The organism is Gluconobacter sp. P5H9_a, assembly GCF_018812085.1.
GTDB lineage: Bacteria > Pseudomonadota > Alphaproteobacteria > Acetobacterales > Acetobacteraceae > Gluconobacter.
The window spans coordinates 1-12,441 of sequence record NZ_JACRVW010000025.1 but is presented as its reverse complement, the minus strand read 5'-3'; the positions used below and the strand labels follow the sequence as shown (position 1 = coordinate 12,441).

The following is a 12,441-nucleotide window of genomic DNA, read 5'->3' as shown; positions in this document are numbered from 1 at the left end:
GCCCTCAGACGCGCCCAGCAGGAACTGGACGCCCTGAGCGCCACGCTCTACCTGCGCTCATGGCACCCGATCACCGGCCAACAGAGCGCGGACGAACCCATCCACCAGCTCTTTCACCATCGCCTCACCACCCCGGATCAACCGCCTGGCACGCTCGGCAGCCGCGCAACGAAATTCTTCGCCTCCGAACGGACTTTCACATTTCCGGACGCAACCCTGACCGGCCACGAGCTTCTCGAACTGCACTGGGTGATCGACGGCATCCGCTACGACCGCACCCTGAAAGACTGTTTTTACAACGCGCTCGAAAACCTGTCGCCCGAAGCAGTAGCCCAAAGCGGCGGCGTGGTTTCCCACGGAGACGCCCATAACGCAAATGTCTGGTTCAACCCCAACACCACCAGCCTCACCCTGTTCGACCCCGCTTTCGCCGGGCGCCACATTCCGGCCCTGCTGGCCGAAATCAAGGCCACGTTTCACAATATTTTCGCCCATGCGGACTGGCTCTATCATTCCGCAGAGCTAAAAACCCACCCCGAAATCCGGATCAGCAACGGAACGGCGTTCGTCACGACAAACTGGTCGCTCCCGCCCCTGCGACAGGCCTTCCTTCAGGACAAGGCCCGCCTCCTGTGGCGCCCCCTGCTCGAAGGTCTGGCGCAACGTGATGCACTTCCCGCCAACTGGCGCGAAACAATCCGCTCCGGCCTGTTCTGCTGCCCCACCCTCGTCATGGATCTCTGCGCCCGGTCGGAAGAAAACCCCAAAAGCCGCCACACGCCCGCCTCCTCCCTGACCGGTCTGGCCATCGCCCTGATGTGCGGGGCAGAACCCGAAAGCGCGGACGTAATCTCACGCTTTCTGGGGACTATCGACCCGTCCAGTACAATGCCAGAGTGGAACGATCTCTGAACCAGAAAACGGGAAAGATCCTGCCTTCATGAACCCGTCCCACAACAAGACCGTTCAGGAAACCGCAACATCGGCCTTTGCCGTTGAAAACGAAACGATCTTTCCCATCCCCGAAGACCGCCGCCACGGCAACGCCTGGTCGCTGCTGATGGTCTGGATCGGCGCCAACCAGAACATCATGGCCGTCATGACCGGCCTGCTGTACCCGACCATCTGCCACCTCTCCCTCGGCTGGTCCCTCCTCGCCATTCTCTCGGGCAACCTGCTGGGCGGAATCTTTATGGCCCTCCACGCCGCACAGGGTCCTCATCTCGGCATCCCGCAGATGCAGCAGACCCGCGGTCAGTTCGGCTCCACAGGCAGCCTGCTGATCATTGCCATCATCATCCTGATGTATGTCGGCTTCACCTCGACGTTCTTCGCCATCAGCCGCGAACAGATCGTGCAGGTCTTCGGCCCTTCCGTCAGCCAGCTTCCCATCTGGATTTCCGTCCTCATCATCGGCGCCCTCTGCGCGATCGGTCATGACGTGATCGAACGCTTCATCTCCGGCTTCATTCCCGTCGCCGCCATTACGTTTGTCCTGCTGGCCTTCGCCTACATGTCCGCATCCGGCGGCCATCTCGCCCAGCCGTTCTGGCAGTCCCCCACACCCCACGACTTCCTGACGGCCCTGTCGCTCGGCGTCCTGTGGCAGATCGCCTACGCCCCCTATGTTTCCGATTACACCCGCTATCTCCCCTCCGCGACAGGAGAGCGCACGGCGTTTCTCGTCTGTCTGACCGGCAGCGTCATCGGCACCGCCTTCCCGACCTTCATCGGCTCCTATCTCGGCAGCACCGGCTTTTCAGGAAGCATGTACGACGCCGTCAGGCCCTGGTCCCCGCTCCTGCCGATGGCCCTGTTCGCGGTCATCATGGTCTCGACGCTGGTGAGCTGCACCATGCAGATCTACTGCGCCGCCCTTTCGTCCCTGACCTTCCTCCAGACATTCCGCCCCAACTGGACCCCGACCAGCCGCTCCCGCGCCTTCGCCGCGCTCACGCTGTGCCTGTGCTGCGCCGTCATCACGATCAATCTGACCGGAAACGTGCTGGAAATCCTCGACAACGTCATCGCACTGCTCCTCGCCGTCCTGTCTCCATGGACGGCCATCAATCTCGTTGATTATTATTTAGTCCGGCACGGGGCCTACGATATTCCTTCCCTGTTCCGACACGACGGCGGCGTCTACGGCCGCGCCAACCGCCCGGCTCTGCTGTGCTACGCCATCGGCGTCATCGTCCAGATTCCATTCCTGTCAAATGGCCTCTATACCGGCCCGCTCGCCCGCGCTCTTGGCGGTATCGACGTCTCATGGATCATCGGAATTCTCGTCCCCGGCGGCCTTTATTTGGCCCTGTCCCGCAACCGGAACTGACGGTCCGGCTGCCTGCGGACGTCTTCTTCGGTTTTTCCGAAGCGCTTCCCCATACATCCGTTCTTTAACTCATCGCACCGAATTGCGACCATTCCTCTATCGCACCAAACTCGCATCAGGCGCGAAGAGTTTGAGGAAACAATTCCATGCCCATTCACACCAGAATCCGCCCCTTCAATACGAAGGACACCTACCCCGAGCAAAACCTCGACAACGACCTCTGTCAGGCCGTCGTCGCAGGAAACACTGTCTATGTCCGCGGACAGGTCCCGCAGGATCTCGACACGCGTGAAAACGTCTGCGTCGGCGATCCGGTCGGACAGGCCCACAAGGTCATGGAAAACATCACCCTTCTCCTCAAGGAATCCGGCTCCGACCTCTCCCATATCTGCAAGGTCACGGTCTACCTCACCGACATCCGCTACCGCGAAGCCACCTATCGCGTCCTGGGGCTGCACCTCAAAGGGGTCTTCCCCGTCTTCACAGGACTGGTCGTCGTCGCCCTTGCCCGCCCCGAGTGGCTGATCGAAGTGGACGTCATCGCCGTCATCCCCGGCTGACCACACACCCCAAGCCCTCCTCCCTTAACGCACGTCCCGCGCCGCACGGGCCATTCATGCCGAGGTACCGCCATGCAGACGAAATCCCTGTTTTCACGCCATTGTTTGCTTCTCTCCTCGACAATTCTCCTGCTGGGAGGAGGCACGAAAACAGCCTTTGCGGCCCCGGGCAAACATCACACACCCGCCCATAGCACTCAGCCCCATGCTGCGTCGCCAGCCCCGGCCTCGGCGCGCCCAAAACGCACTGCCGTGGACAACACCGGCGCCGGAGAAACGATCAGCGTCTCCGTCAGCCGCCACAGACCTGGCGGCGGCCTAATCAAACGCGAAACCGCAGCCCGCTCCGTCAGCACCGTGTCGCACGAATTCATCGCCAAACAGTCCCCGGCCTCCAACACCCTGGCCCTCGTAACCCTCTCCCCCGGCGCCAACGTCGCCATGGGAGACCCCTTCGGCGTCACCGACCAGTCCTCCGTCAGCGTCCGCGGCCTCAACCAGCAGGAAATCGGCTATATCTTCGAAGGCGCGCCGATGAACGACCCGGACAATTACACCCCGAACTCGTCGGAATGGGTAGACAGCGAGAACATGGAGAGTGTCCAACTCCAGCAGGGCGCGCCGGATATTGAAATTCCGACCGTTTATTCTGCGGGTGGTACGATGAACGTGCGGATCCGCAATCCGGAATATACGCGTTCCGGACAGGTGGATGTGAGCTATGGGTCGCATCAGATGAACCGGCAATTTCTGCGGTACGATACCGGGGAGATCGGACATACGGGGCTGCGGGCTTTTGCATCGTTTTCGAACCTGACCAGCCAGGCCTGGCGTGGGCCAGGGCGGAACCTGCGCCGACATATGGATTTCAAGGCGATCAAGGACTGGGCGCCGGAGAGCTATACGTCCCTCTCTTTCACGTACAATAACGAGAACACGGCTTGGTACAGCACGCCTTCGCTGGCAGCCTGGAACAAGAGCGGGCTTGGCGGCGGGATCAATCTGGACGGCACCTACAAGTTTGGTAATTCCAATTATTACAAGGGGTTCCAGACGAACTGGACAGATTATTTCCTGAGCAGCCAGTCCCATCTGGCACTGACCCACAAGCTTTCTCTGGATATTACGCCCTATTTCTATCACGGGTCGGGCAATTATCCGCTGGGCGTTTATACGATCCCGACGAGCGGCACCTATTATGACGGCACGCAGCCCATCAATGGCCAGCTTGCGGGCAACACCTATTCCCAGGATGGCAATGTCGCCGCGAAATGGGACTGGTATGGACGCGAGAGCTATACCGGGCTGAATGCGGCCCTGCATTACGATTCCGGCATCAATCATCTGGTAGCAGGTGCGTGGTACGGTTACAGCGACATGAATGTGAGCGAGCCGTTCTCCGGGCTGGACGCAGCGGGAAATGTTTCAAACTCGCTGCTCAAGCTGACGGACGGGACCGTTCTCAATGGCTGGCGATATCATACGATCACGCAGATGGTCGGGCTGTATGTCGGGGACGAAGTGCGGCTGCTCAATGACCGGCTGCATATCAATGTCGGGTTCAAGGAAGTCATGACCGCGCGCAACGGGACGCTCCAGCAGCCCGGCCCGCAGTACGCCGTCGGCTACAACTCGGCCGAGCCGCTGCCGCGCATGTCGATCAGCTACAAGGTGAATGACAACATCCAGCTTTTCGCCAATGCGACGACGAGCTTCCGCGTGCCGATGGGGTCTGCGTTCTACAACCAATATAACAGCCCGTATGATGCGAGCCTTTACCAGACGGCGAACACGCATCTGAAGGACGAATACAGCATCGCCGAGGAACTGGGCGCGCGGTATCACAACAACTGGGTCATGGGGTCGGTGACGCTGTTCAACTACAACTTCGTTCACCACGCCATTAACCAGTACATCAATGCCGTTCCTTACTTCCTCGATGCTGGCGGGATGACGTCGCGGGGTGTGGATGCGGAGCTGGGCTTTACGCCCTGGCATCACTTCTCTCCGTATGTATCGGCGGAATATCTTTATGCGACCAACGACAACAACATCACGATGGGCGGCGTGACCTACGCCACGAAGGGCAAGATCGCAACATCCGCACCGCGCTGGATGGCGGCGATTGGCGTTCAATACGATGACGGCACGTTCTTCGGCAGCGTATCCATGAAATATGTCGACAAGGAATACGGCACGTTCATGAATGACGAGCGCATTCCGGGCCACAAGCAGGTGGACATGATGCTTGGCGCCCGCACACATGACATCGGGTTTTTCAAGAAGCCAAGCATCCGCCTGAACATCGTCAATCTGGGCGACAGCCATTACCTGTCGGGCGTTTACAGCACGGGGCCGGTTGCGGGAACGTCCAGCTATTATGTGGCGCCGTCTTTTGCCTGTCTTGCGACTGTTTCCACGGGGTTCTGAGGATCATGCAGAACGATCTGTCCCGCTCTTTCGATTTCATCGTCGTGGGCGCTGGTTCTGCGGGGTGCGTAATCGCCAACCGTCTCAGCGCCGACGGGCGTTTCAGCGTCTGTCTCGTGGAGGCGGGGGGCGGCGACCATACGCCAAGAATCCGCATTCCGGCGGGGACGATAACGCTCTACAAAAGCGGGCGCTTCGCCTATCAGTTCCACTCAACGCCGCAGGAGCATTTGGCGGGGCGGCGCATTCATGTGCCGCGCGGCAAGGCGCTAGGCGGGTCCACCACGCTCAACAGCATGATCTATATCCGGGGCGACCGCACGGATTACGATCACTGGCAGGCTCTGGGCTGTGCGGGCTGGGGATGGGACGACGTTCTGCCCGAGTTCCGGGACCTCGAACACTGTCACCGGCAGCTTGATCCGGCGTATCACGGTTTCAAAGGCGAGCTGGATGTCACGACGCCGCGGGACATAAATCCGCTCTCGAAACGCTTCGTTCAGGCCGGCGTCAGCGCGGGGCTATCGGAAAATACAGATTTCAACGGCGCGACGCTGGAAGGCGTTGGTCTGTATGACGTAACGCAGCGCAACGGCTATCGGCTGAGTGCGTATCGGGCTTTTGTTCATCCTATCCTGAAGCGGCCGAATTTCAGCCTGATGTCGGGCGTTCAGGTCCGCAATCTGGTGATCGAGGACCGGGTGGCGCGGGGCGTCGTGGTCGTTCAGGACGGCACGGCCCGACTGCTGCGGGCGGAGCGGGAAATCGTGCTGTGTGCGGGGGCGATCGGCTCTCCGCAGATCCTGATGGCGTCCGGGATCGGGCGCAGCACGGATCTGATCGCGGCGGGGATTTCGCCGGTGCATCACCTGCCGGGCGTGGGCCAGAACCTTCAGGATCATCTGGACGGGCTGGTCACGGTGCGCTCGAACGATCATCGGACGCTGGGATTTTCCGGCCGGTCGCTGCCGTCCGTGCTGATATCTCCGCTCCGGTTCCTGTTCGGGCGCAAGGGGTGGCTGACCACGAATTATGTCGAAGCCGGGGGATTTGCGCGCACGTCCCTCGCCCGCGATGCCGTGCCGGATATCCAGTTTCATTTCGTGCCCGGCTATCGCAGTCCGCGCGGGCGGCTGTTTGAATGGGGGCATGGGATTGCGATCCATACCTGTGTTCTGCGGCCCAAAAGCCGGGGCAGCATCCGGCTGGCAACGGATGGCTCAAACCAGCCGGTCATTGATTTCAGTTTCGCATCAGACCCGCACGATCTGGACGTTCTGTGCGAAGGCATTCGCGCGGCGCGGCACATTCTGGCGCAGGGGGCCTTTGACGGAACCCGGGGCACGGAAGTCGCGCCCGGCGAGGACGTGGCGGACAACGCCCAGATCCTGGAGTATCTGCGGCGGAGTGCAGCCACGGTCTTTCATCCCGCCGGGACGTGCCGCATGGGCGTGGATGACGATGCGGTTGTGACGCCGCGCCTGACGGTACGCGGGATTTCGGGGCTGCGGGTGGCGGATGCGTCGATCATGCCGACGCTCATCAGCGGCAACACCAGCGCCCCGAGCATGATGATCGGGGCGAAGGCGGCGCGGATGATTCTGCAGGACGTCGCCTGAGAAAAATGGGGGGCCTTAACGGTCCCCCGGCACACCGTATGAAGGTGCGGAAAGCGGGTTGAGACCGCGTGTGACGTAGTCGCGCATCTGGGGCTGCCAGAGCGTCCACAGGCTCCGCAGATCGGCGAGCGGGGCGTCGCTCCAGTCCACACGCAGGTCCACCAGCGGCCAGCTCTGTTCTTCCACGACGATCAGCCCGGCGGAATGGACCGGACCGGCCTCCCCGCCTGCTGCGAGACCCGCTTCCATTGCGAGGATCAGCCTTTCCGCTAGGTCCAGCGACGGGCTGGAGGCGTTGAAGGCGTCCTTCATGAGAGCCGGAACGTCCACGCTGGCCAGCATATTGCCTGCGGCGGCAACATTGGTTCCGGCAATCTCGGCGTGGCACCCCAGAACCTGCTCTCCGGCCCAGAGTGCTGTGCCGCCAGTGCGATCGAGGACGACGAGTTGCCGGAATGCCGCAAATGCGTTGCCGCGGACCAGAATATCCCGGCATTCCGCTGCAGTTGCCCCCCGCTCCAGCAGGTCCAGCCCCGCGGGGCCGAGGCGGGGATCGGTGATGTTCTGGGTGGCAACGACGCCGACGCCTGCTCTAGCGAAGGCGCAGCGGCTGGCAACGGCGGGAGAAGACGACGAAACGGCCATCCCGAACTGGCCGGTCCGCTCACAGCGGGCGACAATGGAAAAGGTCATGGGCGGTGTCTTTCATGAAACGCGCGGCGTCTGGGCCGCTCATCGTCTGAGATGGTCGAGCACCCCGTCAAGGAAGCGTTCTGCGTCGGCCAGTTCGGGCAGGGTAATGTATTCGTCGGCCTTATGGGCGCGCGCGATGGAACCGGGACCGCAGACGATGCAGTCCAGTCCGAGTTGTTCCTGCAGAAGCCCCGCTTCAGTGCCGAAATCAATGACGCCAACCTGATTCTGCCCGGCTTCGTGCAGGGCAAGGGAGCAGATGTCGCTCGAGGCGGTGGCGTTCAGGCCGGGATAGGCATTCGTGATCCGCAGTTCGATCTCGCCGCCACCGAGTTTTTCCGTGGCTTGACGGGCGGCGTCTTCCAGCCAGGCCAGATAGGGCGCGCCTTCATAGCCCGGCAGAAGGCGCAGTTCGGCTGTGATCGTACACAGGTCCGGGACGATGTTCAGCGCCGCTCCACCGGAAATCAGGCCTGCCTGCACGGTGGAGAACGGAACGCCGAAGCGTGTATCGTGCCGTTCGGTCTGGCGGATGTGGTCCTGCAACCGCGAGAGCGCCGCGACCATGTCGCCTGCGAGGGTGATGGCGCTTTTGCCAAGGAACGGGTTTGCGGAATGGGCAGCCTGTCCGTGGCAGATGATTTCGAACGCGATTTTCCCTTTATGGGCGAGAGCGACTTGCATGCCCGTCGGCTCGCCCACGATGCAGCCGAGCGCACCCTGATCGCCGAATTCGCCGTCTTCGCGGATGCCTGCGATCAGGGAGCGGATCCCGAGGCAGCCGAGCTCTTCGTCATGGGAAATGGCGAGGTAAAGCGGGCGTTTGAGCGGCGGCGCACCCTCCGCGCCACCCTTGCGGGCGAGGTTCAGCATACAGGCCAGAAAGCCTTTCATGTCGCTGCTGCCCCGGCCATACAGCCGGTCTTCGCGCCGTGTGAGAACGAACGGGTCCGACGACCAGTTCTGGCCGGTGACGGGGACCACGTCCGCATGGGCGGACAGGACGATGCCGCCTGCCGCCTTCGGGCCAATCGTGGCGAACAGACTGTAGCGCCCCGGAACACCGTTGGAGGTGTCTCCGGGAATGCAGCGTACCCGCGCGCCGGAGGCCAGAAGATGCGCCTCGATCCAGTCTATGATGTCTCCGTTCGGCAGCCCGCAGACGCTGGGAAAGCCGACGAGCGACGAGAGGATGCTCTCGATTTCGGAAACGGACACCGGGCGCCTCCGCCGTCAGCCTGCCAGAGCCAGACGGCGGTCTGCGATATGCTCTCCGAGATAGTCCGCATCGTGCCAGACGCCCCAGATGAAGGGAGAAGCGCGCCGCGACAGCCAGGCCAGCCCCAGGAAATAAAGGCCCGGCACGACGGAAACGCCGCGTTCGTGAAGGGGGGCGCCACGGGCATCGAGGACGTCAATGTCGATCCAGCTGAAATCGAACTTGTAGCCGGTGGCCCAGATGACGGTTTTGATCCCGGCTGCTTTCAGGTCGAGGCTCAGGATCGGGTCTGTAGCGCAGGTCGGGAGGGCGCCGATGTTGCGGGCTTCGGGCTCTTCGGGGAGATCCAGGCCATTCGCCGTGACATAGGCATCAGCGGCATCGAGCATCGACAGATAGTTGGCGTCGCCACCTTCGATATTCTTCTGGAGATCGCGGGCGAAATACAGGCAGCCGTTCTCAAAGCTCTCGGTCCGGCCCAGCAGAGTCATGCCGCTGGCGGCGAGGTCACGGAAATCGACGGTGTGACCGCCATGAGCACCGCTGACGGCGATGGTGACGTGTTCCGTATCGGGGCTGGGGACTTTCATATCCCACAATCCCAGCACGCCGAGCCACCAGACGAAATCGCGGCCACGGTAACGACGGGGCGGACGATCATGCGGGCCGACGGACAGCCAGACGTCCCGACCGGAAGCGCGCAGTTCGTCCGCGATCTGTGCGCCGGACGACCCTGCCCCGATGACCAGAACGCCGCCATCGGCAATCTGCTGAGGGTTTTTATAACTGTTCGAGTGCATCTGGTGCACGTCGAACTCTGCAGGGATGATGTCGGGGAAGGACGGCTTCTGGAACGGTCCGGTTGCGACGACGACGTTCTGTGCCCTGATGGTGCCGTCTGCCGTTTGCGCTTCAAATCCGATGCCGTCCGGGGACTTTCGAAGGTGACGTATTTCGACGCCGCAACGAATGGGCATGTTGATCTGGGTCGCGTAGGATTCGAAATAGTCGACAATCTGGGCACGTGGGGCAAAGCCGTCGGGGGCTGTTTTGTCGAATGTCCGGTTCGGAAAACGGTCGTGCCAGGCGGGGCCGTTGGCGACAAGGGAATCCCAGCGTTCGGCACGCCATCTCTGGGCAATGTTTCCGCGTTCCACGGCGAGATGTGGCACCCCTCTTTTGCCCAGGTGTTCACTCATCGCCACGCCGGCCTGGCCCGCGCCAATGATGAGGGTATCGACGTTTTCCGTTGTCATGCTGGACATTTCCTACTGGACTGACAGAAGAATTCTTCCACAACTCAGGAAGACCTCTCCGTTGTTTTATGGAAACGATATGCCTCGAGAAACAATCGAATTGATTATCGTTGCTTAGTCTTTTCCTAAGAGTTTTCCCGCGTGCTGCATCGGAAAAACGGGGGGATGAATTTGATAAATCCGTCTTTGCCGTCCATCGGCGACTCTCTAGAAGATCAGGAAGACCGATATTTCAGACCATCTTGCTCAGGGACCGCCTCCATGACCGCGCATGACGAGAAAAAAGCACGGATTGATCTTGCTGCCGCCTTCCGTCTGGCGGCCCGGCTTGGCATGCATGAGGCCGTCGCAAACCATTTCAGCATGTCGGTTTCGCCGGACGGTTCGCGTTTTCTCATCAACCCGAAATGGCGACATTTCTCGCGGATCCGGGCGAGCGACCTGATCCTGGTCGATACGAACGATGCTGAAAGTCTGGCGTCCTGCGATCTGGACCCGACGGCATGGGCGATCCACGGGCAGTTGCATCGTCTGAATCCGGCGGCACAGGTCGCGATGCACCTGCATCCGGTCTACAGCACGACGATCTCCACGCTGCGCGACCCCACGATTTTGCCGATCGACCAGAATACGGCCCGGTATTTCAACCGGGTTGCCGTGGACACCCAGTATGGAGGCATGGCAGACAGCGAGGCAGAAGGCGCGCGCTTGGCATCTCTTCTGAAAGACAGGACGCGGCTGATGATGGGCAATCATGGCGTACTGATCGTTGCGGAGACGGTTGGGGAAGCGTTCGACGACATGTACACGATAGAACGCGCCTGTCAGATTCTTGTGACAGCCTATTCCACCGGACGTGAGCTTTCCGTCCTGTCGGACGATGTGGCGGAGAGAACGGCGCGGGACTGGGAAAAGATCCGGGATTTTTCCATTAGGCATTTCGAGGAAATGAAGCTCATCCTCGATCGGGAAGAGTCCGATTACGCCGAATAATCAGGGCCGGTCCTAGGCCAAGGGTTTCATGCCCGGAATTGCCGTGTCGGAAATCGAGGAGCGACAGTGATGAGCAAAAAGGTCCAGCAGGCGCGATTTGCGGACACCCTGCCATGTTGCCATGCCGATGACCATCGGGCGATGATCGCCTGACAGCCGCACGCGAACGACCTTCTTGCCGTCGAGGGCCATATCGGAGCACGGACGGACATTCGCCAGCGTATAGCCATAGCCATTTGCAACCATGGTCCGCACCACTTCCTGCTCGGCGGAGCGGGCGTAGATATTGGGTTGCAGGCCCTCGTGGTGATATAGGGCGTTGAAATACTGCCTGCTGAGAGGGAGGTCGAGGAAGATCATCGGCTCGGCGGCAAGCTCAGCCAGGTCCACGCACGAACGCTGCGCAAGATGATGGTTTTCGCTGACGAGGACATGGGGCGGAAGGCTGGCCAGAGGAATGAACTCAATCCCGGGAGGAAGATGCAGGTCGTACGTGATGGCGATATCAATTTCAGCCTGTTTGAGTTTTTCGGCCAGCCATTCGTGATTAGACGCCACCTGACGGATTTCGGCGGCAGGGTAGCGCGTACAGAAACTGTGAACGAGTTCAGGCATGATCATGGGGGCAAGCGTGACCATTGAGCCCACCGAGAGCGCCCCCCTCACCTGATCTGTGGTTTCCGCAGCCAGAGAATAGAGGTTTTCAGCCATCCCCAGCACGCGCTTGGCCTCTTCCATCAGGATCTGCCCCACGGCTGTAAGGGACAAGCCTTGTGCGTGGTGGCGGATAAAAAGCTGGACGTTCAGTTCAAGCTCGAGATGGGAAATCGCCGTCGAGATGGAAGGCTGAGAAATCGAAAGGCGCTCGGACGCTTGCCGGATAGAGCCGGCTTCCCCGGCCGCCACAAAGTACTCTAACTGCCGGAGTGTATAACGCATTATGACAGCCTAACTCATTCGACGCGGGACGCATAACCGGAATATCGTTATGACTGGACTGAATACAAAAAAAATTTCACTCCCGAATATCTTTGAGCGGCCGAGCTAGAGCATATCCGATCAATCTGGCTCATATCGTGCGGCGGCGAAGCTGGACTTGCTACGGTTTTGTGCCGGTTGACTGAGCGTTTTAAGCTCACATCGGGAGAGGCACGGAACCATGGCAGTGACGCACACAGAAGAATTCCGCCGTGAGGCGGTAAGGATTGCCTTGAGCAGCGGTTTGTCACGGACCCGCGTGGCAGCGGATCTGGGGATTGGCAAATCGACATTGGGACACTGGATTTCGCAGTATCGGACCGCTGATCTGTCAGTGCCTGAACCGCAGGCCGATCTGGTC

Annotated in this window: 11 protein-coding genes; 7 read left to right on the top strand and 4 right to left on the bottom strand. The window is 60.8% G+C overall.

What is annotated here, in order from left to right:
* The 5 genes from KP708_RS14815 to KP708_RS14795 form a co-directional block, all read left to right on the top strand.
* On the top strand, positions 1-912 hold a 912-nt coding region (locus tag KP708_RS14815), incomplete at its 5' end, for a hypothetical protein (protein ID WP_215757212.1).
* Positions 913-940: 28 nt separating this feature from the next.
* Entirely contained in the window at positions 941-2,332 is a 1,392-nt protein-coding gene (locus KP708_RS14810; protein WP_215751286.1) for a cytosine permease, read from the top strand.
* 146 nt (positions 2,333-2,478) lie between these two features.
* Complete coding sequence (locus KP708_RS14805) at positions 2,479-2,892, top strand: RidA family protein (RefSeq protein WP_215751285.1); 414 nt, start codon at positions 2,479-2,481, stop codon at positions 2,890-2,892.
* 72 nt (positions 2,893-2,964) lie between these two features.
* Complete coding sequence (locus tag KP708_RS14800) at positions 2,965-5,322, top strand: TonB-dependent receptor (protein ID WP_215751284.1); 2,358 nt, start codon at positions 2,965-2,967, stop codon at positions 5,320-5,322.
* Between the two features lie 5 nt (positions 5,323-5,327).
* Positions 5,328-6,941 carry a GMC family oxidoreductase gene (locus KP708_RS14795; protein WP_215751283.1) on the top strand — a complete coding sequence of 538 codons (1,614 nt, stop codon included), beginning with the start codon at positions 5,328-5,330 and terminating at the stop codon, positions 6,939-6,941.
* Between the two features lie 15 nt (positions 6,942-6,956).
* Here the strand turns inward: KP708_RS14795 and KP708_RS14790 are convergent, their stop codons facing one another.
* From KP708_RS14790 to KP708_RS14780, 3 genes are read right to left on the bottom strand one after another with little or no spacing between them, the layout of a single operon-like run.
* The gene (locus KP708_RS14790; protein ID WP_215751282.1) at positions 6,957-7,634 is read right to left on the bottom strand and encodes a DUF1028 domain-containing protein; all 678 of its coding nucleotides are present in this window, start codon (positions 7,632-7,634) and stop codon (positions 6,957-6,959) included.
* 39 nt (positions 7,635-7,673) lie between these two features.
* A complete protein-coding gene (gene argE / locus KP708_RS14785) occupies positions 7,674-8,852 on the bottom strand; it encodes an acetylornithine deacetylase (RefSeq protein WP_371822793.1) in 1,179 nt (392 codons plus the stop codon).
* A 15-nt stretch (positions 8,853-8,867) separates the two neighbouring features.
* Positions 8,868-10,109, bottom strand: a complete 1,242-nt coding sequence (locus tag KP708_RS14780) for an NAD(P)/FAD-dependent oxidoreductase (protein WP_215751281.1) — start codon at positions 10,107-10,109, stop codon at positions 8,868-8,870.
* A gap of 261 nt (positions 10,110-10,370) precedes the next feature.
* On the opposite strand from KP708_RS14780, the gene KP708_RS14775 reads away from it, so the two are divergent.
* Complete coding sequence (locus tag KP708_RS14775) at positions 10,371-11,102, top strand: class II aldolase/adducin family protein (RefSeq protein WP_215751280.1); 732 nt, start codon at positions 10,371-10,373, stop codon at positions 11,100-11,102.
* A gap of 12 nt (positions 11,103-11,114) precedes the next feature.
* On the opposite strand, the gene KP708_RS14770 is transcribed toward KP708_RS14775, so the two are convergent.
* Positions 11,115-12,041, bottom strand: a complete 927-nt coding sequence (locus KP708_RS14770) for a LysR substrate-binding domain-containing protein (RefSeq protein WP_215751279.1) — start codon at positions 12,039-12,041, stop codon at positions 11,115-11,117.
* Positions 12,042-12,261: 220 nt separating this feature from the next.
* Here KP708_RS14770 and KP708_RS14765 point away from each other — a divergent pair.
* Positions 12,262-12,441, top strand: a 180-nt coding sequence (locus KP708_RS14765) for a transposase (RefSeq protein ID WP_215750933.1), incomplete at its 3' end; no start/stop codon positions are given.

Coding starts and splice junctions, on each gene's coding strand:
- KP708_RS14810 (WP_215751286.1), top strand. CDS start 941: ATGAACCCGTCCCACAACAAGACCGTTCAGGAAACCGCAACATCGGCC.
- KP708_RS14795 (WP_215751283.1), top strand. CDS start 5,328: ATGCAGAACGATCTGTCCCGCTCTTTCGATTTCATCGTCGTGGGCGCT.
- KP708_RS14780 (WP_215751281.1), bottom strand. CDS start 10,109: ATGACAACGGAAAACGTCGATACCCTCATCATTGGCGCGGGCCAGGCC.
- KP708_RS14805 (WP_215751285.1), top strand. CDS start 2,479: ATGCCCATTCACACCAGAATCCGCCCCTTCAATACGAAGGACACCTAC.
- KP708_RS14800 (WP_215751284.1), top strand. CDS start 2,965: ATGCAGACGAAATCCCTGTTTTCACGCCATTGTTTGCTTCTCTCCTCG.
- KP708_RS14775 (WP_215751280.1), top strand. CDS start 10,371: ATGACCGCGCATGACGAGAAAAAAGCACGGATTGATCTTGCTGCCGCC.
- KP708_RS14790 (WP_215751282.1), bottom strand. CDS start 7,634: ATGACCTTTTCCATTGTCGCCCGCTGTGAGCGGACCGGCCAGTTCGGG.
- KP708_RS14770 (WP_215751279.1), bottom strand. CDS start 12,041: ATGCGTTATACACTCCGGCAGTTAGAGTACTTTGTGGCGGCCGGGGAA.